Genomic DNA, 25,280 nt, shown 5'->3' on the forward strand with positions numbered 1-25,280 from the left:
CTATGTTACCGTATAAAAACATTTTTGAGAGCTTAAGGATCAACCGAATTATAACGATCAGTATTATCGGCTTTGCCGCTGTAATTTCCATTTTCTCTATTTATCAGGTCAGGAGAATTCATGAGGAATCACTTGATAAAGCCTTTGTGATCGATCCTCAGGGCTCCGTATTTCCTTTAAAGGAGGTATATCATAAGGAATATTTAGAAGTTGAATCCCGGGCTCACCTGGAACGATTTCTTTTCTTTTTCTATGAGCTAAACAGTATAAACTACAGGGATCGTCTTAGTAAAGCTTTATGGCTTGGGGACCAATCGGTGGATCAATTATATAAGCAAAAAAAGGAGGATGGTGTTTACAACAGGATTCTCCAGTATTCTTTGCTTCAGAAAATTGAACGCTCGGATTTTAATGTAAGGATCCAGGGTGATAAAATTCATTTTACGGCAGAGGTTATCTTAAAGATCACCCGGGGAGAGGTAAGCGACCGGTATAATTTAAGGGTAACCGGTCAGCTGATAAAGGTAGCCAGAAAATTCCCTGAAAATCCCCATGGCCTTTTGATCACTGATTATTACGAACAGCAATTAATAAAAATAGACCAATGAAAATAGATAAAAGAAAAATTGTGTTTGGAGGAGTCATTGTTTGCGTGGTGGGCTTTATCGTGCTTTACTCCTTATATGTTTTTGGAGAAGAAGAGCAGGGGTATACTATAAAAAACCCGATGCTGCCATCCATAGAGGTCACCAAGAAGGAGTATGACTCTAAGCTGGAGGCCATTGAAGACATACAACCTGAAAAAGAGCGACAAATTCCGGAATTGTATGAGCCCTGGGCTGAAGAAGAATTGTCCCGGGCTGGTGAGGAATATCAGGAAGATAATTTGGAATACTGGACGCAGGATAGCATAACGGAAGTCATCCAAAGTCCCTCCATAGACTCCCTTGCCACCTTAAAAACGGGGGAAACAGAAAAGGAAGAGGAACAACTGGAACCTGGATGGAATCACACGGAATTTTTTCTCAATTCCGGCGTAGAGGAAAAGCAAGATACGATGACCCTGAAATGTCGGGTGTATGGAGATCAGGTTTTAAAATCAGGAATGCGGGTCGTTCTTGAGTTATTAGCGGATACCGTAATAGAGAATCAAAAAATTGTAAAAAACACGCTGGTATATGGCCAGGTTTCCATGCAGCAAAACAGAGTAATGCTATCGGTAGATAGGATCGGGGATATAGAGGTGAGTCTGGAAGCCTTTGATCTTCAGGACAAGCAAAAGGGTATCTATATCGAAAACAGCTTCCGGGCTGAAGCTTCCAATGAGCTTATCGGGGATATGGTGGATGACATCAATATCAGTGGCATTCCGCAGGTCAGAGGCCTGAAGAATCTCTTCAGGCGTAGTAATCGTAACATAAAAGTACTTGTTCTAAACAATTATCAACTGCTATTAAAATCTAAAATATGAAAACGCTATTAGCTTTATGGGCATTTTTTCTCACAACTAATATGAATGCCCAGGAATATCCTAAACTCTTTGGAAATAACAGCGAAAATGTGGCTGTGGTATTTCCCGAACCCATTCGACAGGCGATTGTTGGAAACGATAATTTTGCATTTGGTTATAGCCCGGAGAAGCCGCAGCGTGTGGGGCTTTTAAAGGCTCAGCCGGGGATGGATAGTAACCTGATTGTCATAACAACCGATAATAGGTTATACACATTTCATCTGAAATATGCAAACAGTCTTCAAGCCTGGAATTATTTTATCGAAGCAAATTCCGGAAAAACATTAAAAGCAAAAGATACCATTATAAAAAAAGAAGTGAAGGTGAAATTCAAAGATCCGAAATTTGAATATATGGCAACCCACTTGCTTAAACCTGAATATAAAACCTTGCAATCCCGAACATCGAATGATATTCGGTTAGGAATAAACAAAGTGCTGTATTACAGCGATTATTTAATTTTAATCCTGGAGCTTGAAAACAAATCCGGGATAATATTTGAACCCGGAAAACTCAGGCTATTTTCAGAGTTAGGAAATAAAAGGAAGAAAGCCTCCTATCAAAAGGTGACGCTGGATCCTTTGTATATTTCTAAAGTTGATAAAACAGTTCTTAGTGGTCAGAAAGAGCGATTTGCAGTAATATTACCCAAATATATTCCCGGTAATAGCGAGCGGATATCCGTGCAAATCCAGGAAAAAACTACTTCCAGGAACGTCAGGTTAAAAATAAGGCGAGCACTATTTAAATAGGGGATTCCAGTGAGCTTATCTTTCCTAAAGATAATTTTGGTAATTCCCGTATAATCTTTGAGTTTTCAAAAACTATGGGATAGGCTTTTCCGTCAGCATAGCAAACGAACTCCCCTGGTTGGAGTCTAAAAAACAGGTCGGCCCTTAATTGGGCTACCTCTCTTTTACTTCGGGTAATTCTGGCATCAAAATCGAGATTTTGTCCTTCACTTATACTAATGCTATCTTTTTGGATCAATTCAAAGAAGCGTTCGAAGTATTTAGCGGTATCCGGGTCATTTACCTTTCCAAAGAACTGATACGATAAGTTACTCATAATCGCTCTGCTGGCCTTTTCCCCATAGACCAGATCTATTTGCGAGCGATCCTGCATTACATAGACCGTACAAATATTAAAACTCCGCAAGGTTGCCGGAACCCGATGCATATGTAATAATCTTATCGTAGGTGCTTCTTCCATTAGAAGAAAGGAAGGACAGCGGTCCCTTACACTCATTTGTTTGATTATAGTATGTATAATTGAAGAAATTACCGGCGTGTAGGCCGTTTCAAATTTCGGGTTATTCACAATACAGACCACTGCAGGATTATCCGGGTTATTAATATCCAGTGGTATTTCATCTTTTGAAAGCACATCGAAAATCCGATTTGAGGTAATTTTTTTAAAGGCATTGGACAAGGTACTTCTGGCAGCCGCAGTTTGGCGTTCAGATTCCAGTCCATTAAGGTAGGCTGCAGCCATGTTGCGTGAAACAGGATCGGAACTAAGATATTCGGCAAGGCTTTGATTATCCATGGCCTGGTAACAATTGATCAGGTAGGGGAGACTACAATTAAGAGGATCTTCGGTTTTAATTTTCCAGATCAATCCAGCGATTATTCCTTCAGCTACATCATGAAAAAACCTGAGGGTTCCAGAGGCCACCACGTCTCTTTGTTCGGTTAAATTCACCAGTAGGACCCGGGCCATTTCATTAATACTCTCCTGGTCTATCATATACCTGGGAGCAATAGGATTTACCCGATGAACACATTGGTCGAAGGAGATAATGTAAAAAGGAAGATCTCCATCTTTAAACAGGGGATAGGCCAGTTCAGTGAGTTCAAAATCTTTATAATCATGGATTAGCCCTGAAAAGGAATGTTTCCTGAAATGTTCCAGGGTATTGAAGACTACCGATTGGGTTTTTCCGCTCCCTGCAGCGCCGATAACAGAGATCCCTTTTCTGATATTCTCCAATTTTAATTTTCTGTTTTTCAAATTGAGTTTCAAGCAGAAGGTATGGTCCGTTACGTGGGGATGAGGTTCGGGCAGAAAAGCGAAAAGCAGGATATTGATGCCTGAAGCAGGTAGGGTTATTTTGAGTAAGAGTTCATAAATGCTCACTTGCTGGGGAAGGTATCCGAACAGAATCCAGCATATATATGAAATAAGAAGAACATTTATCCAAAACCCCTGTTTAGAGAAATAAATTACCAGCCCAAGTAGAAAGCTCAGCGAAAGGTGAAAGATCATCCATATGTAATAGGATTCCAGCATTAGTATTGAATAGATGAAGATTTTATGGCCAGGTCAGCAGCACGTTTGAAAATTTTGAGAAGGCGGTTAGCCTGAGCAGGACTTATATTGGCAACTTTGGGAATTAGACCAGCCTGTTGCATAAGTTTAAAAGCAAGTTTTCTTTCAGTAAGCGGAAGACCCATCATATGTCGGTAATAGGTAGCAGGATTCTTTTGCAAGGTCTTTCTGGCGGTGTAGCTTTCCACATAGTTTCTGTTATAGGCAAAAAGCTTATCGAATTGCAGTTCAGCCTTTTTATAAAAGAGATCTCTGTTAAAGCCGCGATGGACTTTTTTTCCATTTAGCATGGTAGTAGAATTTTTATACTTACTTCCAGGGGAAAGGCTATATCTATTAGTGGCATCCTTCCTGCTAACGATAATATGAATATGGGATTGTGGTCCAGGTTTCTGCACACCTACGTCTATTAGGGATCCATTTAGCTTGTGAGGTGCATTGTTGATTTCCTTCCGGATAAGTGCATTGGCTTTAGACATTGATTCCTGTAGTTCCCCTTTTTGAATTTTTACCAGGTCATGCTTTAGTTTGGCAATTCGTTTGAGATAGGGCATGTTCTCTCTGACCTGGAGGTCTTTTTCGGAATAGAACCGTGTATGTTCAATTTTCGCAAAATAAATAATATCGGATACCGAAACAGGTCTTCCATCAATTTCCCGGTTGAAACACCGGGCGTAGTCCTCCATAATTTTTCTGGTAAGAAGTTTAAGTTTTTCCGGATTCTCCTTAATGTGTCTTAATTCCCGTTGGCTGGGATTCAGCGTGACCGAATAGTATTTAGGTATTTTTTTACCCAGTTTGGCAGTGTTCGCATCAATTTTCTTAACCACTTCCTTATCCGTTATTTGATGCTCCTGATGATTAAAAAAATAGGTTTTTTGATCCAGGGATTTCCCTGAATTTTCTTTTTCCAGATAGCTTATAAAATCCTTAGCGCTTGAGCCGTAGTGGTCACCTAGTTTCTGAGGGCTAATACTAATGTACATCGGGAATGCTTTTTATTTTTATTTCAATGCGACGGAACTCTTCTCTTGTGATATCCAATATGAGTTCATTTTTACCAAAGACCGGATTTTTTGTTTTTACCCTGGAGACCAGATAATCAAGGATACCCTTCAACTCCTCCTTATTAAATAATTCCACTTCTTTTTGGGGATTGGTATGGGGTATGGGAGGGATCTTTGAATTTTGATTTTTATTACTTCTCTTAAAGTTTTTCTTTTCAGGGATTGATTCGGGAGAGGTTTTTATGTGATTATTACTACTCACTGAGCTGTCCTGTTGTTCCGGGATATTCGAAACAGTGGTATCCCCAAGTTTATAAGATGACACAGCGTTCTTCGGTGGCCCCTGAACCATCAGTGTTTCGAGAATTGCCAGGGTGGGTTGAGTTTGGGTTTTTTCAATATTTCTGATAATACTTATCGCGTTATTAATGCGCTTTAATAGTTTTTCTTCTCTTGCGGATAAGGATTCATCAAAATCAGCTAATGGGGACAGTTGATGACCAATAAAAAATTGTATCATATGATCCAGGAGTTCTGAATAGGAGCACTCATGGGTTTTAGCAAATTCTTTAAATTTCTTTGCAGTTTCTATTTTAAGACTTATGCTGATGTAGGAATTCATAAATTATTTATTAATATATTCTTTGAAGGAATCCGCTGTTTTAAAGGGCTCCACGTAAAGCTTACCTTAATATTTACCGGAACTATAATATTTTAAATTAAAATTATTAATTACAAACAACTGTAAAACAAGGCATTAGATTCGGATAATAATAATAACGACGCTTTAGCGCGTTACCCTCTTGCTTTTCCTTTTTGTGCGCAGCACAAAAAATCACAGCCCTGATTTTAAAATCAGTTAATTAAGTTGAGGTAGTCACCTCTATAGTGTAGAAAGTCAAATTGGAATTATTCGCGGAAAGTCATAAAGCGAACAATGTATTTTTAAAGATAAGAAATATGGAATAAAATTCTTTGGAAAAGGGTATAAAAAAAGCCCTGATAGCATTCAGGGCTTAAAAAACAAACTAAATTTACTTAACTTAATGGATGTAAGATAAATAATTAAATCAATCCTTCATCGGCAAAACTGAAGTAATCCCCATCAGGAGTCAGGATCAAGTGATCCAGTACCTTAATGTCAAAAAGTTCCCCGGCTTTTTTAATCTTTTCAGTAAGTAGTTTATCAGGTTGGCTGGGTTGCAGTGTTCCCGAGGGATGGTTATGGGCGAGGATTATAGCTGTGCTAACTGTTTTAAGGACTACTGCGAATACAATCCTAATATCTATTAAGGTTCCAGTGATACCTCCCGTAGAGAGCGTATAAATACCTTTTACCTTATTGGAATTATTAAGTAGCAGCATTTTAAAACTTTCGTAGAGTTCAATATTGTTTTTATCCCAGTGCTCAAACAGCATGGCTGAGGCATCCCGGGAAGAAGATATTTTAGGAAGTAATTTTGTCTTAATACTTCCGCTATACCTAATTGCGATTTCATTAACTTTGATTTCCATTACAATCTTATTTAAGGGTTGATAATGAAAGAGGGCGGAACTTTCATCGGAGACGCCCTCTTTGCTTTTAATTAGATAGTTTCTTGTTTAACAACTGAGGTTCCCAATAAAAGGATCTCATGCACCAATATTTCGGTGATGTATTGTTTCTCTCCGGCCTCATTTTCATAAGAGCGGTAAGTTAGTTTGCCTTTGATGGCGATTTCTTTTCCTTTAGAGATATACTTATTTGCAAGTTCTGCCTGCTTAGCCCAGGCCACAAGTTGGTGCCATTGCGTTTCCTGAACTTTCTCACCATCTTTAAAAAATTGTTCATTGGTTGCCAGAGAAAATCGGGTAACCAACATGCCATTTTCAAACCTGTGAGATTTAGGATCTTCCCCTACATGTCCAATTAATTGTACTGTGTTTCTAAGCGTTTTCATAACTAAAAGATTTAAAGGTTTATAATTGATTTTTAACTGATTTACTTATTGTATCCTGAGCGTTTTCCTTTTTTTGATTTTTTTAATTCCGCTTCCTTTTTGTGGATTTTGTATGATTTCATTTTTCAGTATTTAGATTTACTTCCCGTAGCGCCTTCACTGTTACCTTTTTTTGATGCTGATACACTTTCAAGATTTAGAATTAGGGAGGACTTATATATAGGGAGCGTAGGGACCGGCTTTATGCAGTCCGGACTAACTTCTAAATCTTGGTATTTTGCATTACAGAAAAAGGTAGTGGCAGTGGAGGCCAAGGGAGATTCTAATGAAAATGGAAGAATACAGATGGAACAGTAAGCGGAATTAATTTAATAATGAAAATCCTTTTAAGGACTTAAGTGGAAAACCAGAACCGGGAATGAAGCGTTTCCGCCATTTGTGTGGAAGAAGCGGAGTGGGAGGTGGCGGTTTTTTACTTGTGTCCGGTTCTTTTTATAATGAAGCCCTTTTCCCTGGAGGCACGGAAGGGGAATGTGCTGAATGGTGTGCTGGAAAGATCAGCTTTGAAAAAAATATCTACTTCCTAGTAATCTGGTGCGGTCTTGGTTTCAAGAAAGCTTTTTTCTTTATTTACATTTGTCTAAATCGTCTTATATTGTTTAGGGTTTCTAATCTATTCAATTGATGGTTATTTTCAAAGCCCTGGAAATAACCTTGATCTTTTTATAGTTTTATAGTTTCTCCAAACTAAAATCCTGATATAGATTCAATTACCTTATTGACCGCTTTTCTTGCTTTTGGCTCTAAAACCTCAGTATGTCTTAGATATTTTTTTAAGTCTGAATCATTGGTAGCGTCAGTAATAATTTTACTTATAAAACCATCAAATGCAGGTCGAATAACAGGCTTATCTACAAATTTTATAATATTTCTATGGCGCGGATCTTTTTCAATGCGAGAATAAAGATCTTTGATTTCTTTCTCTTCACCTTCTATTAGTTGAAAAAAATTTGTTTCAGAATAAAGAAGAACACCCGTTATATCATGACTGTTATTAAATTCATTACTTGCTTGAATAAATTAATAACCTCTTCCTTAGTAAGAGAAGAAGCAGAACTTACGTAGGAAATGGCTTGTCTCATTAAATGTTATTTAAAATTTGATTTATGGATTTTCCTTTAACTTTTAGCAATAATAAAATAAAAGGAAAATTGCTTAAACTAGCAATTATTTCTTTTTTACAACAGTAGTATTAGCCTTTTATAATTTAACTACTATAACTTACAATCTAACTTTTGCTGCTTCCTGAGATTGGCCCCTAAGTTTCAAAAATATGTTTAATCAAATACTTTTCCGCGCGAATATTTTATTTTACACCCTTTTGTATGCCTGTTATTCATTTTTAGATTGCCTTTTTAGTTTTTAAAATTGCTATATGCTAAGACTAAAAAATAAAGCAGTAAAAACAGAGAACCTGCAAAAAAATAATAATGGTAGGAAGTGCGAAAATCGAATACATCTAATGCGCAAAAGGTTGCTAATATATAGCATATCAAAAACAACCAGAACAGAGCGCGCCTCAAAAGAATTAAGGGATTCATAATTTTGTATAAATAGAATTAACGATTTAGGGGGGTAAGATGTATGCGGTATGAGCCAAGTTAAAATCCTCTTATCTTATGATTGTTTTTCCGGTGCGCACACGTTGTGATACGATTTTTTTAATTAAATATTAACAAAGGTTAACAGTTCGTTTTCTTATGGGAGGGGAAGATTAGTGTTTTGTTAAATCCAGTAGAATTATTAACACCATTTAAATTTAAAGATCAGCTCTAAGATATTTTTTAGACTGTTGGATTGAAAATTGGTTCCTAATTTGTTCCTTGCTGGTTGGGTTTTTTATGTACTTGATTTTAATATTAATTTCATTTTCTGTTTTTTTTTGAAATATTGGGAATATAATATAAAATAGTCTTGTTTTTATTTATGGGAATTAAAACTTTTGCTTGAATCACGAATAATTAGTTCTGTTTCTAGAACTACAGTTTCGGAAGAAATAATTTCGCTTTTTTCTTCAATCTGTCGTATAAGTAAGTTAGCGGCAGCTTGACCCATTTCAAATGCCCTGTCATTAATCGTTGTCAAGGTTGGTTCTATAATTCTTGAAATAGGGTAATTACTAAACCCAACAACAGAAATATCACCAGGAATCGAATAGTTAGCCTTTTTAAATACCTGTATGGTACTAACGGCCGTGTAATCGTTAGCGCAAAATATACCATCCGGTTTGTGTTCAAGGTTTAAAAATTTTTTTGCAGAATAGACACCTTCGTCGTAATTAAGATCTTTTGTATATTCAATCAGCTTTTCATCTAAAGGGATATTATGTTTCACCAAGGCCGCTTTATATCCTTTTAACCTTTCTTTATATATGCTGACTTCCGGGTTTCCAGATATATGAGCAATTCTTTTGCAGCCGGAAGAAATTAAATGTTCGGTGGCCTTATAGGCTGATTGGTAGTCGTTAATGACAATTTTGCTTGCCTCATAGTTTTCAGGAACCCGGTCATAAAATACAACTGGAACTTTATTATCTTTTAGTTGATTAAAGTGGTCATAATTGTTTGTTTCCAGGGCTAAACATACTATAATTCCATCTACCATTTTTGTTTGAAGAATCTTGGCAATTTCCTTCTCTCGATCTAAAGAGTCTTGCGACTGAAATATTGTAACATTATATTTTCTCATATAAGCCATTTCTTCAATCCCACTAATCACCAGTGAGTGGAAATGAATACCTATACGTGGAACTATTATTCCAATCGAAAGCATAGTATTTTTCCGGAAATTTGAGGCGATAGAGTTTTGAGTATAACCCAATTTTTTCACTGCTTTTTGGACTTCTTCCTTTGTTTTCTTGCTTATTCCCGGATGGTTATTTAGAGCCCTGGAAATAGTAGAAGGAGCATATCCTAATTCTCTGGCTAGATCCTTTATCGTAATTCTTTTTTTTAACATAATTTTTATACAATCGTTTGCATTGAATAATGCTAATTTAAAAATCAAAAATACATATTTTTCTTCTAATATAAGCTATTACTCTTCTAAATACAGGGTTATTTCCTGAATTTTTTTTATTTTATTATGCAAACGTTTGCATAGTTTAAAAACTTAACATAGTTTTGATTCAGTAATTTGTTTAACTAATTTTTTAACTAAACCTATGAAAGAAACCTGAAATATTTAACGTGCACACAAAAGAACGTGTACACAAAGCAAAACTTTTTTAAAACTTTTATTAATGGGCGAAAACGATTTAGTAAGAGAAATTATAAATGTTAACCAATTAAACAACCAAGTATGAAATTAATAAGACGATCTATTTTTAAGGGATCAATGAGTTTCGGGCGCTTTTTCCTGATAACGTTTTTTTCTTTAGGTGTATCCATATTTATGTATGGTAATCCAGAGACTAGTGCAGAACGCAGTTTATACCTTGAACTTGAAGCAGATTATAATGAGGGTAATTTTTTAAATGCTCAGGAATTTACAGTTACGGGAACTATTGTAGATAATTCTGGTCTTCCTATGCCTGGAGCTACTGTTTTGGAAAGAGGTACCAATAATGGAACGCAAACTGACTTTGATGGGAATTTCACTTTATCAGTCTCGGATGAAAATGCGGTTCTTGTGGTGTCTTTTGTGGGTTTCGTGACACAGGTAGTAGGGGTTGAAGGACGGCAAACTATAGACATAGCGCTCGTAGAAGATGCTGCTGCCTTAGATGAAGTTGTTGTTGTCGGGTATGGTACTCAGCAAAAGAGACACCTTACTGGATCGGTAGGTTCCATTGATATGGAGGAAATAAGTCGACCTGTAGGGGACTTTGGACAGGCTATGTATGGACAAGTTCCTGGAGTGAAGATTCAAAATACAAGTGGTGCCCCGGGGGCATCATCAAGAATTCAGATTCGGGGAATTACTTCTCTAAGCGGTAGTTCTGCACCCTTAATTGTTATTGACGGGGTGCCGATGCCTTCGATTGATCTAAATAACATAAATTCAGCGGATATTTCCTCAATAGAAATTTTGAAAGATGCTGCTTCGGCTGCTATTTACGGATCAAGAGCAGCTAATGGTGTCGTTTTGGTTACTACGAAACAGGGTAAGCCAGGGGAGCCTAATATAGCTGTTAATTACACCTATTCTATGCAAAATATAATGACAAAAGTTGACATGATGAACGGCCCTCAATATGCTCGAGCTTCTATTGATGCTGCTCAGAATGGATGGGTTGACAGTGGTGGTGATCCAAATGCTCCTAATACTATAGAAGCCCGGGGTGAATACAAATATACTTGGCCCGAAGCATTGGAGAATCCAGAATCATTATGGGATACGGATTGGGAAGAGCTTTACAGTCGTGTGGCACCCATGCATAAAGTAGACTTGAGTACCTCAGGAGGTAACGAAAAATCAAGATATTATTTATCCGCCGGAGTTCTTGATCAAGAAGGGATGATAGTAACTACAGATTATCAGAGATATACTCTGAATATGAATGCTGATACAAAAGTTAAAGAATGGTTGAAGGTGGGGGGGATGCTAAACGTTGCCTACGACAACCGAAGTGCATTAGAAGGTCGTGCAATGAACGCTATCCGTGAATATCCACAAATATATCCTGAGTTTGGGAATAATGGTTATTTGGGAGGTCCTATGTCCATTGATGGTTTTGAAAATCACTATAACATTTTAATGCGGGCCAATGCAGCAGGGCATCCTTATTGGCATCTTTACGGGTATGATGATGATCGACATAGTGTAACTACCTTAGGTAATTTATTTACGGAGATAGATTTATTACCAGGTTTAAAATTTAGGAGCTCACTGAATGCGTCTTATACGCGAAACGACCGGAAATTTGTGCAAAAAGTGGATGCGGGGGTAGAATCACTAAACAGAGGTAATGTGTCAAGTAATATGGACCGTACTTTGAATTACACACTTGAAAACCTATTTATGTATGATATGAGCTTTGGTGAGCATAATTTTGCTGCGGTGGCGGGTTATGAATTTAATCAACGCGACTATTATTATTTGCAGGGCCAGCGAAGTGATTATGATAACGATGAAGTGCCATATCTATCAGGTGGTGCAACAATAAACAATGCAACTGATAATGCATCTGAATATGCCTTAATGTCCATTTTAGGGCGTGTAAACTATAATTATAGTGGGAGATATCTGATTTCAGCTACTTTTCGTCGTGATGGTTCTTCTCGGTTTGGACCCGATAATAAATGGGGTAATTTCCCCTCGGTATCTGCGGGATGGATAATTAGTGAAGAAGGGTTTATGGAAAATTCCAGTGTAATAACTAATTTAAAATTCCGAGCAAGCTATGGTTTAACAGGTAATGACGGTTTTCCTGATTATGCGTGGGTGAGTCGGATGCAAATGACACCGCTGGCTATTGGAGATAATACATCTACATCATATTTCCCTTCAAGTGTGCAAAATCCTGATTTGGCATGGGAGCGAACAAGACAGGTTAATCTTGGTATTGATTTAGGAATTATGGATAACCGTTTTACACTTGAAGCAGATTATTTCGAATCAGTATCAGACGGATTACTTTTAAATGTCCCTATTCCTACTACCTCAGGTTTCGGTTCTATATTCAGAAATATTGGAGAACTGGAAAGTCATGGATTTGAATTAGGGGTTTCATCACGAAATCTCGTTAGCCTTGAAGATGGCCTAAATTGGACAACACATGCTACATTTTCAACGGAAAGAAGTCTTATAACGAAATTAGGTCCTAATGACGCTCCATTAACCCTTTCGAGAAGTAATATGAATATCCGTAATGCTATTGGTGAAGTTCCTTTTAGCTTTTTTGCTTATGATTATGACGGGGTTTATATGAATCAGGCTGAAATTGATGCTCATGGCGTTGAATACAATTTCCCAGTCCATCCGGGAGATGGAAGATATAAGGATGTAAATGGTGATGGCCGTATTACGGCAGATGACCGGACTATTGTTGGTAATAATCAACCAGATTTTATTTGGGGGTTAAATAATAATTTTCATTACAGGAACTTGGATTTCAGTTTTCAATTAGGAGGCCAGGTCGGCGGTGAAATATATAATGCTCATGCCCGTAGATCGATTTTTAATCATGAAGGGCGTAATTATTTCGCAATTCTTGAAAACCGTTGGAGATCTGAACAAGAACCTGGAGACGGCTACCACTATAAGCTCAATGTGGATATTGACGGTATGGAAAAACAACCATCAGATTATTGGTTAGTGAGTGCTACTTATTTGCGCTTAAGAGATGTAACTTTAGGCTATACCTTAGGTGATAATCATGCTCAGAGTTTGGGCGTGTCCAGTGCAAGAATATATTTAAACGGAGTAAACTTACTAAATTGGCAGGAGGCGGAAACCATTGGTGATCCGGAAAATACCACTGGATCTAATAGTGACGCTGCAGTTTCAGGAGTACAATTTAATTCTTATCCTACAGCGAGAACGATTTCACTTGGCTTGAATATTAACTTTTAAAATGAAATGATTATGAAATTAAATAAATATCTATTAATTGTTCCTTTCATCTTGTTCCTTAGTTCTTGTGATGAAGATCGTCTTGACCTTTATCCTTTAACGACCCTCTCAGAAGGAACATTTTACCAGGACTTATCTCAGATTGAATCGGCTGTGGATGATGTTTACCGTCAAATAGGACGGCTATATGATTCTCGTAGTATACCATCGCTTTATGGAATACTATATTCTGATAATGGAGAGGTCGTTGCTCAACTTGCTGGAACTCCTGTTTATCAACCAATTGATAACCATGAAATAACGGCAGATAATCCCTTAATAGAGGAGGCATGGGACGTTGCTTATAATGCGATTTTCATTACTAATAATCTAATCGAGCAGCTGGAAACCACTGAAGTGGAAATCAGTGAAGATTATAAAAAGAGAATGATCGCCGAAGTCAAATTAGTACGGTCACTTGCTTATTTTAACCTTGTTAGAGCTTTTGGTGCAGTACCTCTTATTACTGAGAGTATTTCCGCAGCTGAAGCTTATGATTATTTAAGGGAAGATCCTGATAAAGTATATGAACAAATAATAAACGATCTTACTTTAGCTAAAAATGATCTACCAGCAAACTATTCTGGTGGAGATGTTGGCCGAGTTACGCAATACAGTGCTGCTGCTGTTCTAGCAAAGATACATTTAACAAGAGGGGAAATTACGGCTGCACAAACGGAACTTGAATTTATAATTAACAGTGGAGAATTTTCTTTGGATGCTAATAATGATGGAACAGTGAATGTGGAAGATTATTTATATATCTTCAAATCAGATACCAAAAATAGTAAATCTTCAATTCTGGAAGCCCAATATATGTCTGGGGTAAATGCCGCTAATTCCAGACATCAAACGGATTTTTCACCTTATGCAGAGGATTGGAGGCATCCATGGATCGATGAAAGTATTGTTCGAGGAACGGGGTTTAATATCCCTACAGATGATTTAGCATCTGAATTTGAAAGTGGAGATCTAAGAGAGGAAATTACAGTAGTTCCTGGTTACGAAAATGCTTCAGGCATTTTTAGGGAGGATGCTTTTACCTTAAAATATTTTGATCCAAACTGGTGGAATCCCGGCCAAAACTTCGAAATTATCCGCTATGCTGATATTCTACTGATGTATGCTGAAGTTACAGGTGATCCCGAATACCTGAATATGGTCCGGGATAGGGTTGATTTGCCTCCTTATGGATCACCTGATTATCCTTCAGCTTTATATCCTACATTAGAATTGGCAATAGAACATGAAAGAAGAATGGAACTTGCCATGGAAATGCATCGTTTTTTCGACTTGGTTAGAACAGGACGTGCAGTTGAAGTGATGCAAGTTAAGGTGCCCAGTTTTGATAGTGACAAATTGTTATTTCCAATACCACTTTATGCAATTGATGTAAATCCGGGTCTGACACAAAACCCGGGATATTAAAAAATTTATTTTAAAGAAACTTAAAAATCGAAAATTTCATGAAATCAAAATATTCATTAATTCACAAAACAGGACTATTAGTTTTTATTTTGTGTTTTCTTATAAGTTGCAAAGAAACTTCGCCTGACGAGGGACCGTGGGTTGAATTATTCGACGGAGAAACTTTAGATGGCTGGTATACAAAAGGTGGAGATGCCTCTTATCGAATTGAAGATGGAGCTATAGTTGGTTCAACAGTATTTGATACGCAAAATACAAGTACTTTTTTAATAACTGAGAAGGAGTATGATGATTTTATTCTTGAACTTGATTATAAGGTGGATCCCAACATGAATTCAGGTATCCAGATTAGGAGCAACAGCCTTGAACATTATATGGATGGAAGAGTTCATGGTTATCAAATAGAAATTGATCCTTCAGAGAGGGCCTGGAGTTCTGGAATTTATGATTCAAGTAGGCGGGGCTGGTTATTTCCTTTAAGGGATAACCCTGAAGCTCGGGATGCTTTTAAGCAGAATGAATGGAATAATGTGAGGGTTGAGGCTATTGGTGATACTATTAAAACTTGGATTAATGGCGTGCCAGCCGCGCACCTGATTGATGATAAAACGAATAAAGGTTTTATTGCTCTTCAGGTACACGGTATTGGCGAAAATGATCCCGAAGGAACGGAGATCAGCTGGAAAAATATAAAGATACTTACAGAAAATCTTGATCAGTATTCTAAAGAAATGGCTGTAGAACCTGTTAACACCAAAAATCAATTGACCTATAATGAAGAGGAAAATGGATGGGAAATGCTTTGGGATGGTGAAACCACTAATGGCTGGCGTGGGGCACGGTTGGATGAATTTCCAGACAATGGATGGATTGTTAAAAATGGCGAGTTAGTGATACTTGCTAGTGGAGGAGAAGAATCTGCTGCGGGAGGGGATATCGTAACGACGGAACTTTATGGCGATTTTGAGTTGAAGATTGATTTTAAAATTTTTGAAGGATCCGCTAATAGTGGGATTAAATATTATGTGGATACAGATATCAACAAAGGACCCGGTTCTTCCATTGGTTTGGAATATCAAATACTGGGAGAAGATCACCCTGATTATGAAGAAGGAAGTCATCCCGGAAGTAGGAAGATGGCTTCTTTATATGACCTGATAGAAGCCGATCCTATTCCTGTTAATCCTGTTGGAGAGTGGAATACTGCACATATCATTTCAAAGGATAATTATGTGGAACATTGGCTGAATGGTGCGAAAGTTCTTGAATATGAGAGAGGAAGCAATGATTTTCGGAAATTAGTCCAAAATAGTAAATATGAAAAATGGCCTGAATTTGGAGAATTAGAAAAAGGCCGTATCCTTTTACAGGATCATGGGGACCACGTTGCTTTTAAAAATATTAAAATAAAAAAACTTTAAATTAAATTAATCCAATGACGACAAGAAGAAATTTTATTAAGAAGACCTCCCTTGGAGGTGCTGCGTTCACTTTACTTCCAGGAGTAGGATATTCAAATATCTTTGGAGCCAATGAACGTATTAATGTTGCAGTTGTAGGGGTTCATAGCAGAGCGAAGGCACTTATTGGGGGGATTAATGCTTATTCTAATGCGAAAATTATTTATAGTTGCGATGTTGACAGTGAAATATTAAAAGAACATAGTACGTGGTGCCAAGAGAATATAGGTTATATTCCTAAAGAGGAAAAGGACTTTAGAAAAATGCTTGAAGACAAGGATGTAGATGCTGTATTTATAGCCACACCCGATCATTGGCACGCGCCAATGGCCATTATGGCTTTACAAGCTGGGAAACATGTTTACGTTGAAAAGCCTTGCAGTCATAGCCCTTATGAAAATGATGTCTTGGTAGCCGCACAAAAAAGGTATGGAAAGAAAGTACAAATGGGAAACCAAACCCGCGCTAGCAGCCAACATAAATTAGCTGTTGAAGAAATCAATGATGGTATCATTGGAAAAGTTTACAAAGGTGAAGCGTACTATACCAATAACAGACCTTCAATAGGGAAAGGGAAAATAATTGAAGTGCCGAAAACATTGGATTGGGATTTATGGCAGGGGCCTGCCCCGAGAGAGGATTATAAGGACAACATTCATCCTTACAATTGGCATTGGTTTCGTAAGTGGGGCACGGGCGAAGTCGCAAATAACGGACTTCATGAAATTGATATTCTACGTTGGGCACTCGGAGTTGATTTACCGAAAAGTGTAACATCCTTTGGTGGTAAATATACCTATGATGATGATTGGGAATTTCCGGATAATCAGGAGGTAACCTACCAATTTGACAATGATAAGCTTATTACCTATAAAGGACATAGCCGTGGAAAAATAGTAGTGCCTGACCAACCCGAAGCTATAGTTTATGGAAGCAAAGGAGCTATAATTTTTGGCTCAAATGATTATACAGTACACGACCTTGACGGAAACTTAGTTAAAGGAAAAAATGAAATAGATAAAATGGATAGCACTGATACTATGGGAGGAGGATCTACTACTGTACTTCATGTAGCCAACTTTTTCGATGCTATCAGTAAAAATGAAGTTTTAAATTCACCTATTGTTGATGGAGCTATTTCGACCATGCTTACTCATTATGGGAATATAGCCCAATTTACGGGCCGTACTATTAGAATAGATCAATCAACAGGTAAAATAGTAGAGGATGCTGAAGCTATGTCACATTGGAAGAGAGAATATGCTGAAGGATGGGAACCAAAATTATAGAAAAAAATGAAGAGAAGGGAATTTGTGATAAAAGGAAGTATGGCATCATTGGCAGTGGCATCTTCAACTTCCATGTTAGGGAATTTTTATTCCTCTAAAGGTTCCAAAGATGTTGTGAATATTGGCATAATCGGCACGGGAAGCAGAGGTGGAGGTTTAATCCCTTTTATTGAGGAAGTTGAAAATTTAAACCTGGTAGCGCTCTGTGATAATCTCCCGTTCAGATTGGAGGATGGCCTCAAAAGGGCGAATCGGAAAGTTACCGGCTATTTAGAATACCGGAAGATGCTTGAAAACAAAGATATTGATGCGGTTTTGGTCGCGACCCCTTTTTATTCTCATTCTAAAATAGAGATTGATGCATTGCAGGCGGGGAAACATGTCTATGGAGAAAAAACCCTGGCAAAAGGCTATAAGGAAATCAAAGATTTACTGCTGCAAGCTAAAGCTTCGCCCATGGTATTTCAGACAGGGCATCAGCTGCGTAGTTCGCAGCTCTATGTCCACGTGGTGGATCTAATAAAAGATGGGAAAATTGGACAAGTTGAGGCTATTGAATGCCAATACAACCGGGATAGTAGTTGGAGAAGACCTGTGCCGAGTCCTGAACTGGAGAAAGCTATCAACTGGAGAATGTACAGGGAGTTTTCTGGCGGACTTGTAGCTGAACTTTCTTCCCATCAGATTGATTTTGCCAACTGGTTACTGGATTCCACTCCCACCCAGGTTATGGGGACAGGAGGATTAGATTACTGGAAAGATGGCCGAGAAATATATGACAATGTTCATCTTATCTATAGTTATCCAAATGGAGTAGAGGCTAAATTCACCTGTTTAAGTACCAACGCAAAAGATGGTTATCAGATTAAGGTTATCGGAGAAAAAGGCACAATACTATTAGGTTTTGCAGAGGCCTGGCTTTTTCCTGAAGGTCAACCTGAGAAAAAACATGGAGAAGTTGATGGTGTTTCTGGAGCAACCATTTCTTGGGAACAAGGTAAAGGGATACCCATTAAAATAAATCACAACGACCCCAGTAAGCAAGCTCTAATGGATTTCAGGGAAAGTATTGTAAATAAAAAAAATCCCATTTCTGATATTGTTTCTGGGGCTAAGACTGCTATCTGTGTTCAGATGGCTTTAGACGCAATGCACAATAATGAGATTGTTCATTGGAAGTCGGAATTCGATGATGTTTTAAAACATGTTCATAAACGTTCCTTATCTGGTGGACTTTCTAGATAAAAACCAATTCGGGTTTTTACTAAAATATTTTATCACTTCAGGTATTGTTTAGAATTGAGTTTGATAATTCGATAACAACAATCAGAGTAAATTTTAATTTTATATGACAATAAATATAAGTGAAAATCCTGCGGAACTCGGAAAATTAGCAGGGAGTTCTGCAGCAGATTTTATTCGTGCATCTATTGACAAGAGGGGTGCCTGTAATATAATATTGGCTACAGGTACCAGTCAATTTGAAACCTTAAATCAGCTATTAGAGGAGCCTGATATTAATTGGAGTAAGGTAGTGGTGTTTCATTTGGATGAGTATATAGACCTACCAATAACACATCCTGCCAGTTTCAGGAAGTATCTAAAAGAAAGATTTGTAGAAAAAGTTGACACCTTGCAATCTGTTTTTTTTATTGATGGAGAAGTCGACCCTAAAGATGAATGCAAACGTTTAGGGGAGGCCATTCACAAACATCCTATTGATGTTGCTCTAATTGGGATTGGAGAAAACGGACATTTAGCTTTCAATGACCCACCTGCCGATTTTGAAACCGATGATCCGTTCATTGTAGTGGAATTGGATGAAGAATGTAGGAAGCAACAATTTAATGAAGGCTGGTTTCCAAACATTGAAGCAGTGCCTCGGAAGGCTATCAGCATGTCTATCAAGCAGATATTGAAATCAAGGCATATTTTCTGCTCTGTGCCAGATAGACGAAAAGCCAAGGCAGTTAAAGATTGTTTGGAAAAAGAAGTGAGTAACTTTCATCCGGCGAGTATTTTACAGCAACACCCAAATTGCCGCATTTTTTTAGATACGGCTTCGGCTGCATTATTAACAATTAAATAAATAAGATTTTAAGACAATGAAAATTCCTTTTGTAGACTATGACTCCATGGTTAGCAGCAAAGCATTTAGAATTTCAGCTATTAAAAGAAATTTATAAAATCATCCTATTTTTTTGACCCTTAGAGTCACATCGCCATTTTAGTAAATTAATTATGAAGAAAATAAAGCTTGGTTTTGGTATAATCGGAACAGGTTCTATTGCATCTCACCATGTGAAAAGTCTTGAGGAAATTGAAAATTGTGAATTAGTTGCAGTTTGTAGTTCTACAACCGAAAGAGCAAAAATAGCTTCTGAAAGGTTTGGAGTTCCGGCATATTCAAATATTGATAATTTCCTGTTAAGGGAAGATTTAGATATAGTATCTGTTTGTACTCAGAGTGGAAACCACATGGAACCTATAATTGCTGCAGCTATGGCAGGAAAACATATTATAACAGAAAAACCTCTGGAGGTAAGCCTAAAGAGGGCTAACCGAATCATATCTGTTTGTAAATCACAGGGTGTAAAATTAAGTGTTATTTTTCAAAATAGGTTCAATCCAGGTTATCTGCAATTGAAACAAATTGTTCAACAGGGTTCTTTGGGTAAATTGATTTTAGGGAATGCTTATATCAAATGGTATAGACAGGAAGATTATTACAACAAGAGCAACTGGAAGGGAACCGTTAAAGGAGATGGGGGTGCAGCTTTAATCAACCAGGGCATTCATACAATAGATCTATTGCTGGATATTATGCAAGATGTACAAAACGTATTTGGACAGGTAAAGACGATGGTACACGATATTGAAGGAGAAGATATTGGAATTGCTTTATTAAACTTTAAAAATGGAGCTATGGGAACTATTGAAGGAGGCACATCACTGTATCCCGGTTACGAGGAACGTTTGGAAATCTTTGGTGAATATGGAAGTATTATTTATGAAGGGGGTAAAATAGTTAATTGCGATTTTAAAGGAAAAGAAGATTCAGCGATTGACCCTTCAAAATTTTCATCAAGTGGGGCTTCAAATCCTATGTCTGTGGATTATCGATTGCATAAGTTACAAATAGAGGAGATGGTGGACGCAATTCACAATGACCGAGAACCTTTGGTAAATGGTGAAACTGCCATTAAATCTTTGGAATTGATATCAGCAATCTATCAATCTTCTAAAGAGAAAAAATTAATCGATCTAAAATGAAAGGATTATGCTCCTAGTTAATAGAAGTGTATTAAGGTAAAAACTCATAAAGGCCGCCAGCATTTCGTGCATCAAACATAGAAATACCATCCTCTGTAAGCAAAAGTAAAAGTGGATAATTTAGTAACAATAAATGATTAAACAATGGAGGTAAACAATATCGATATTATAGTAATTTTTATTTTCTTTTTAGCAATGATCATCATCGGGATTTATGCTTATTTTAAAAACCAAAGTTCTGAAGATTTTTTTATTGCAGGGGGAGATCTGCCTTGGTGGTTATCTGGAATTTCTCACCATGTTTCAGGTTATAGTGGTGCTGTTTTTGTGGCTTATGCAGCGCTTGCCTATACTCATGGATTTTCTTTATATGTATGGTGGGCATTTACTATAGGAGTGGCAATAATAGCAACTGCTAAAATTTTCCCTGTCTATTGGGTTCGTTTACGAAAAAAATTTCAAATTCAGTCCCCACTGGAATATTTAGCTATTCGGTATAATGTGTTAACTCAGCAGATTATAGCGTGGGTTGGTGTTACACTTAAGCTTTTTGATGTTGGAGCCAAATGGGCTGCAATTGCCATTCTTCTAAACGTCACTACAGGAATTCCATTCGAATATGGGATATTAATATCAGGCGGTATTTCCCTGATTTACATAACTATAGGTGGACTTTGGGCTGTGATTTTTACAGATCTGGCGCAATTTCTTGTGCAGCTTATAGCGGGTATCACGATGTTTGTTGTGGTGGTAACCAGATTTGGAGGATGGAGTTCCATTACCGGAATTTGGGACCAGCTTCCCTCTGAAAATAGCCAGTTATTTAATGATCCTTATACTATAAGTTTTGCTGTGGTTTTTCTATTCATTAACTTTTTGAGTTATAATGGGGGTAGCTGGCCTCTTGCAACGCGGTACATTTCATCTAATACCGAGAAGGCTGCTTCAAAAGCAGCTTATCTCTCAGGGATACTTTATTTGATATGGCCCCTGATCTTGTTTTTTCCTATGTGGGCAGCTCCTCTTATTTTACCTGATATGGAGGATCCCTCGCAATCTTATGGTGTTTTGATTGAAGAACTTTTGCCACATGGACTAATTGGTTTAGTTATCGCTTCTTTATTTGCCAATACTATGTCGATGACTTCGTCAGATATTAATACTATCTCTGCTGTCATTACACGAGACATACTTCCCGTCGTATCTGATAAATTCAAAAATAAAAGAACATCATTATTAACAGCCCGAATCACAACTTTTGTGTTTACTTTTTTGACAATTGTAATTGCCTTTCAGTATGAATATTTTGGGGGAGTATTAGGACTTATTGTTACATGGTTCGGGGCGTTAATTGGGCCTATAGCTGTGCCATTATTGTTTGGTTTGATTCCTTTTTTTAGAAATTGTGGTCCGGTTGCAGCTATTTCTTCCGTGGCGGCGGGATTAGTTACCTTTAGTATAACAAAAATTTTAACCATGGATGGTATAACAGAAATTTTAGCAGTGGAAAGTATGGCACTAGAGATAGGTTTGCCGGTGATTATTAGTATGATTGTCTATTCTTTCGTTGGGTGGATGAGAAGAAAGCCTGTGACAAAAGAGGTAAAGGATTTAGAGGCTGCAATAGCTGTGAAATCAGATGGTTAATTAATATTGAAACCAGAATATAATAGTGTTTCGAAAGAAAAATTATTTGTGCCATTTTAATTATGGTTTTAAATAAGGGAAAATAACCCGTAGACTTAAGTTTTATAAAACACATATGAAAAAGATAGTTATAACCAATGGAAAGATTATTACCCCGTTTAGAATAATCCCTGAAGGAACAGTGGTTATAACAGGAAGTAAAATTACCACTGTTTGCGAGGGAAAGCTTGACGTTGGTAATGCTAATATAATTGATGCAAAGGGACATTATGTTTCACCGGGTTTTATAGATATTCATGTTCATGGTGGTGGAGGTTTTGATTTTATGGACGGGGACGAGCTAGGATTTTTAAAGATAGCAGAATTGCATGCAAAATATGGTACAACTGCAATGGTTCCTACCACATTGACTAGTGAAAAGGAGCATTTGATTAAAACTTTAGACATCTATGAGCAAGCTCACAAAAATAATAAAAATGGTGCAGAATTTTTGGGGCTTCACTTAGAAGGACCGTATTTTGCTATGAATCAAAGAGGGGCTCAGGATCCCCGTTATATTAGGGATCCGGACCCTCAAGAATATATGGAAATTCTTCAACGATCAAATCTAATTGCCCGGTGGAGTGCAGCACCTGAAAGAAATGGAGCAATGGCTTTTGGACGTCATCTTCAAGAAAAAGGTGTATTGGCAGCTATTGCTCATACAGATGCTGTGTATGAAGAAGTTGTGGAGGCGGTTGAAAATGGCTATTCTCTCTCTACTCACCTCTATTCTGGTATGTCTGGAGTAAGTCGCAAGAATGCTTTTCGATATGCTGGGGTGATAGAGAGTTCCCTGTTAATGGATGAATTAGATGTAGAAATCATCGCTGATGGTATTCATTTACCTGCTCCTTTGCTAAAATTGATTTACAAAGTGAAGGGGCCATATAAAATTGCACTTATTACCGATGCTATGCGGGCAGCGGGCAATCCACCAGGAGAAAGTATATTGGGTAATAAACAAAATGGCTTAAAAGTTATTGTCGAAGATGATGTGGCCAAGCTTCCAGATCGAACTGCTTTTGCAGGCAGTGTTTCTACTGCAGATAGATTGGTTCGGAATATGATCGAAATGGCCGATGTTCCATTGCGAGATGCTATTTTAATGATGAGTACAACCCCCGCAAGAATAATGGGAATTCAAGATAGAAAAGGAAGTTTATTAACAGGAAAAGATGCAGATATTGTCATATTTGATCGAAACATACAAATTCAGGAAACCATTATTGGAGGAAAGAGAGTATATAAAAAATCTTAATTAAAGTAAAAATAGTTTCTATAAAAACAGAAATAATGCTTTTTAGGGATATCTTTCTATCAAATTAGGCTGCTTTTATATCTAATTATTAATCCAATTGAAGGCGATAGTCAGCACTTTTCCCATAATGTCGGTGCTATAACAACCTTCTTTGTTCGGAAATTTAAGACCCACATCGTATTTTATTTGTGGTTGCTATAAGTACTATTTATTTATTTTTTATTTTCGTTTCTTGTCTTAAGTTATTTTTACTGGTTTCTGACTAGATTTTCTTTCAATCAAATTAGGCTGTAAGACAACAGTCCTATATTGCCATGGATTTTTCCCCTTTGCATTTATATTCTCTATTAGTAGTTCACATGCCTTTTTCCCCATTTCGAATCCAAACTGGTCCACGGTGGACAACGGAGGATCTATCACTTCAGAAAGAGGATCATTACTAAAACCCACGAATGCAATATCGTTTGGAATTCTTTTGCCGATCCTTGATAGATATTTCATGGCACCGACTGCTGCAGCATCATTAGCAGAAAAAACGCCGTCAATATCATCAATTTTTTCCATAAGGCTTTTCATGCTTTCATAACCATAGTTTTTCATAAGGCTTGATTCCTGGACAAGTGCAGGATCAAATTTCATTTTGTTATTTTCTAAAGCCATTTTATAACCGTTTAAACGATTTTTATAAAGCTCAAGTGTTTGGGGACCGGCGAAATGTGCAATTTTTTTGCAACCTTTTTCTATTAGATGATTTGTTGCCTGATATGCTCCCTCATAATCGCCTGTAATAATTTTATTGGTATTTGTCATACTGGCGCAATGACGGTCAAAAAATACAAGAGGAATATTTAAATCCTGTAAATGTTTTAAATGTGTACAATTTTCAGTTTCCCAGGAAATCGAAATTAATACACCATCCACCCTGTTTGCGACAAAGTTGTTAATTATTTTTTTCTCCCGGTCCAACTGTTCGAGGGACTGGGAAATAATTACATTATATCCTTGGGTGAAAGCAGCTTCTTCTATACCGGCTATTGTGGTAGAAAAGAAAAATCTGGAGATCCTGGGAACAACAATTCCTATGGTGTTACTTTTATTTTGTCTCAGATTTGAGGCTAATAAATTAGTGCTATAACCCAATTCCTTAGCTTTTTTTAGAACTTTTTCTTTCGTATTTTTAGATACTCGAGGACTATCGTTTAATGCTCGGGATACAGTGGAGCTATCAATAGCCAAGGCGTTAGCAATTTCATAAATCGTTGTTTTTTTCATTCCATTAATTAACTGGGACAAATATCTGTTTTTTTAAGCTTTCTAAATGTTAGGAGGCTGAGAAATTTTAAACACATAATGTTTAATTAGGCAAGGTAATGATGATTTTCTGAGATTAAATACAATCGATTGTATAATTTTTATTAAGTTTGGAAAGAAAAGAGACCATAACAAAGTTCAAATTCCAAAAATCATTGAAATTATGACG

At 37.2% G+C, this 25,280-nt stretch carries 20 protein-coding genes; 12 read left to right on the top strand and 8 right to left on the bottom strand.

All coding sequences use genetic code 11. The features are described from left to right. Positions 1–2: 2 nt before the first annotated feature. The 3 genes from BM266_RS14855 to BM266_RS14865 are packed head-to-tail and all read left to right on the top strand — an operon-like array spanning position 3 to position 2,262. On the top strand, positions 3–608 hold the full coding sequence (locus BM266_RS14855) for a conjugal transfer protein TraK (RefSeq protein WP_093411089.1): 606 nt from the start codon (positions 3–5) through the stop codon (positions 606–608). Next, on the top strand, positions 605–1,471 hold the full coding sequence (gene traM / locus BM266_RS14860; protein WP_093411091.1) for a conjugative transposon protein TraM: 867 nt from the start codon (positions 605–607) through the stop codon (positions 1,469–1,471). The genes BM266_RS14855 and traM overlap by 4 nt, the downstream gene beginning before the upstream one ends. After that, complete coding sequence (locus tag BM266_RS14865; RefSeq protein ID WP_093411093.1) at positions 1,468–2,262, top strand: DUF4138 domain-containing protein; 795 nt, start codon at positions 1,468–1,470, stop codon at positions 2,260–2,262. Before traM ends, BM266_RS14865 begins: the two co-directional genes overlap by 4 nt. Here the strand turns inward: BM266_RS14865 and BM266_RS14870 are convergent. The 7 genes from BM266_RS14870 to BM266_RS14910 form a co-directional block, all read right to left on the bottom strand. Next, complete coding sequence (locus BM266_RS14870) at positions 2,255–3,802, bottom strand: type IV secretory system conjugative DNA transfer family protein (RefSeq protein WP_245760465.1); 1,548 nt, start codon at positions 3,800–3,802, stop codon at positions 2,255–2,257. The two genes, BM266_RS14865 and BM266_RS14870, sit on opposite strands and share 8 nt — an antisense overlap. Next, positions 3,802–4,827, bottom strand: coding sequence for a MobB family relaxase (mobB, locus tag BM266_RS14875; RefSeq protein WP_093411095.1), 1,026 nt, complete (start codon positions 4,825–4,827; stop codon positions 3,802–3,804). The genes BM266_RS14870 and mobB overlap by 1 nt, the downstream gene beginning before the upstream one ends. Next, the gene (locus BM266_RS14880; protein WP_093411097.1) at positions 4,817–5,470 is read right to left on the bottom strand and encodes a BfmA/BtgA family mobilization protein; all 654 of its coding nucleotides are present in this window, start codon (positions 5,468–5,470) and stop codon (positions 4,817–4,819) included. Before BM266_RS14880 ends, mobB begins: the two co-directional genes overlap by 11 nt. A 443-nt stretch (positions 5,471–5,913) precedes the next feature. Then, positions 5,914–6,363 (bottom strand): JAB domain-containing protein, encoded by a 450-nt coding sequence (locus BM266_RS14885; protein WP_093411099.1) that lies wholly within the window; start codon positions 6,361–6,363, stop codon positions 5,914–5,916. 71 nt (positions 6,364–6,434) lie between these two features. Next, complete coding sequence (locus BM266_RS14890) at positions 6,435–6,788, bottom strand: single-stranded DNA-binding protein (RefSeq protein ID WP_093411101.1); 354 nt, start codon at positions 6,786–6,788, stop codon at positions 6,435–6,437. A gap of 747 nt (positions 6,789–7,535) precedes the next feature. Beyond that, on the bottom strand, positions 7,536–7,865 hold the full coding sequence (locus BM266_RS17615) for a BLUF domain-containing protein (protein WP_093411154.1): 330 nt from the start codon (positions 7,863–7,865) through the stop codon (positions 7,536–7,538). A 903-nt stretch (positions 7,866–8,768) separates the two neighbouring features. After that, a complete protein-coding gene (locus tag BM266_RS14910; RefSeq protein WP_217648168.1) occupies positions 8,769–9,854 on the bottom strand; it encodes a LacI family DNA-binding transcriptional regulator in 1,086 nt (361 codons plus the stop codon). 294 nt (positions 9,855–10,148) lie between these two features. On the opposite strand from BM266_RS14910, the gene BM266_RS14915 reads away from it, so the two are divergent. The 9 genes from BM266_RS14915 to nagA all read left to right on the top strand — a co-directional run bounded on the left by BM266_RS14915 (position 10,149) and on the right by nagA (position 23,800). Continuing rightward, positions 10,149–13,364: a SusC/RagA family TonB-linked outer membrane protein gene (locus BM266_RS14915; RefSeq protein WP_093411109.1), complete on the top strand. Its 3,216-nt coding sequence runs from the start codon at positions 10,149–10,151 to the stop codon at positions 13,362–13,364. Between the two features lie 12 nt (positions 13,365–13,376). Next, a complete protein-coding gene (locus tag BM266_RS14920) occupies positions 13,377–14,831 on the top strand; it encodes a RagB/SusD family nutrient uptake outer membrane protein (protein ID WP_093411111.1) in 1,455 nt (484 codons plus the stop codon). Positions 14,832–14,869: 38 nt separating this feature from the next. Then, the gene (locus BM266_RS14925; protein WP_093411113.1) at positions 14,870–16,252 is read left to right on the top strand and encodes a 3-keto-disaccharide hydrolase; all 1,383 of its coding nucleotides are present in this window, start codon (positions 14,870–14,872) and stop codon (positions 16,250–16,252) included. Between the two features lie 14 nt (positions 16,253–16,266). Further along, positions 16,267–17,580 carry a Gfo/Idh/MocA family protein gene (locus BM266_RS14930; protein ID WP_093411115.1) on the top strand — a complete coding sequence of 438 codons (1,314 nt, stop codon included), beginning with the start codon at positions 16,267–16,269 and terminating at the stop codon, positions 17,578–17,580. A 6-nt stretch (positions 17,581–17,586) separates the two neighbouring features. Continuing rightward, positions 17,587–18,825: a Gfo/Idh/MocA family protein gene (locus BM266_RS14935; protein ID WP_093411117.1), complete on the top strand. Its 1,239-nt coding sequence runs from the start codon at positions 17,587–17,589 to the stop codon at positions 18,823–18,825. A gap of 103 nt (positions 18,826–18,928) precedes the next feature. Continuing rightward, positions 18,929–19,669 carry a glucosamine-6-phosphate deaminase gene (locus BM266_RS14940; RefSeq protein WP_093411118.1) on the top strand — a complete coding sequence of 247 codons (741 nt, stop codon included), beginning with the start codon at positions 18,929–18,931 and terminating at the stop codon, positions 19,667–19,669. 152 nt (positions 19,670–19,821) lie between these two features. After that, complete coding sequence (locus BM266_RS14945; protein ID WP_093411120.1) at positions 19,822–20,853, top strand: Gfo/Idh/MocA family protein; 1,032 nt, start codon at positions 19,822–19,824, stop codon at positions 20,851–20,853. Between the two features lie 144 nt (positions 20,854–20,997). After that, positions 20,998–22,500 (top strand): sodium:solute symporter family protein, encoded by a 1,503-nt coding sequence (locus BM266_RS14950; RefSeq protein WP_093411122.1) that lies wholly within the window; start codon positions 20,998–21,000, stop codon positions 22,498–22,500. A gap of 115 nt (positions 22,501–22,615) precedes the next feature. Beyond that, positions 22,616–23,800 carry an N-acetylglucosamine-6-phosphate deacetylase gene (gene nagA, locus BM266_RS14955; RefSeq protein ID WP_093411124.1) on the top strand — a complete coding sequence of 395 codons (1,185 nt, stop codon included), beginning with the start codon at positions 22,616–22,618 and terminating at the stop codon, positions 23,798–23,800. A 237-nt stretch (positions 23,801–24,037) separates the two neighbouring features. On the opposite strand, the gene BM266_RS14960 is transcribed toward nagA, so the two are convergent. After that, a complete protein-coding gene (locus tag BM266_RS14960; RefSeq protein ID WP_093411126.1) occupies positions 24,038–25,072 on the bottom strand; it encodes a LacI family DNA-binding transcriptional regulator in 1,035 nt (344 codons plus the stop codon). Between the last annotated feature and the right edge of the window lie 208 nt (positions 25,073–25,280).

Origin of the sequence: Salegentibacter flavus (assembly GCF_900115145.1) — a bacterium.
Taxonomy (GTDB): Bacteria; Bacteroidota; Bacteroidia; order Flavobacteriales; family Flavobacteriaceae; genus Salegentibacter; species Salegentibacter flavus.

Excerpts from the sequence above, each read along its gene's own strand:
- BM266_RS14940 (WP_093411118.1), top strand. The coding sequence starts at position 18,929 with ATGACAATAAATATAAGTGAAAATCCTGCGGAACTCGGAAAATTAGCA.
- BM266_RS14855 (WP_093411089.1), top strand. The coding sequence starts at position 3 with ATGTTACCGTATAAAAACATTTTTGAGAGCTTAAGGATCAACCGAATT.
- BM266_RS14880 (WP_093411097.1), bottom strand. The coding sequence starts at position 5,470 with ATGAATTCCTACATCAGCATAAGTCTTAAAATAGAAACTGCAAAGAAA.
- BM266_RS14960 (WP_093411126.1), bottom strand. The coding sequence starts at position 25,072 with ATGAAAAAAACAACGATTTATGAAATTGCTAACGCCTTGGCTATTGAT.
- BM266_RS14930 (WP_093411115.1), top strand. The coding sequence starts at position 16,267 with ATGACGACAAGAAGAAATTTTATTAAGAAGACCTCCCTTGGAGGTGCT.
- BM266_RS14865 (WP_093411093.1), top strand. The coding sequence starts at position 1,468 with ATGAAAACGCTATTAGCTTTATGGGCATTTTTTCTCACAACTAATATG.
- traM (WP_093411091.1), top strand. The coding sequence starts at position 605 with ATGAAAATAGATAAAAGAAAAATTGTGTTTGGAGGAGTCATTGTTTGC.
- BM266_RS14915 (WP_093411109.1), top strand. The coding sequence starts at position 10,149 with ATGAAATTAATAAGACGATCTATTTTTAAGGGATCAATGAGTTTCGGG.
- mobB (WP_093411095.1), bottom strand. The coding sequence starts at position 4,827 with ATGTACATTAGTATTAGCCCTCAGAAACTAGGTGACCACTACGGCTCA.
- BM266_RS14950 (WP_093411122.1), top strand. The coding sequence starts at position 20,998 with ATGGAGGTAAACAATATCGATATTATAGTAATTTTTATTTTCTTTTTA.
- BM266_RS14885 (WP_093411099.1), bottom strand. The coding sequence starts at position 6,363 with ATGGAAATCAAAGTTAATGAAATCGCAATTAGGTATAGCGGAAGTATT.
- BM266_RS14870 (WP_245760465.1), bottom strand. The coding sequence starts at position 3,802 with ATGCTGGAATCCTATTACATATGGATGATCTTTCACCTTTCGCTGAGC.
- BM266_RS14935 (WP_093411117.1), top strand. The coding sequence starts at position 17,587 with ATGAAGAGAAGGGAATTTGTGATAAAAGGAAGTATGGCATCATTGGCA.
- BM266_RS14920 (WP_093411111.1), top strand. The coding sequence starts at position 13,377 with ATGAAATTAAATAAATATCTATTAATTGTTCCTTTCATCTTGTTCCTT.
- nagA (WP_093411124.1), top strand. The coding sequence starts at position 22,616 with ATGAAAAAGATAGTTATAACCAATGGAAAGATTATTACCCCGTTTAGA.
- BM266_RS14925 (WP_093411113.1), top strand. The coding sequence starts at position 14,870 with ATGAAATCAAAATATTCATTAATTCACAAAACAGGACTATTAGTTTTT.
- BM266_RS14890 (WP_093411101.1), bottom strand. The coding sequence starts at position 6,788 with ATGAAAACGCTTAGAAACACAGTACAATTAATTGGACATGTAGGGGAA.
- BM266_RS14945 (WP_093411120.1), top strand. The coding sequence starts at position 19,822 with ATGAAGAAAATAAAGCTTGGTTTTGGTATAATCGGAACAGGTTCTATT.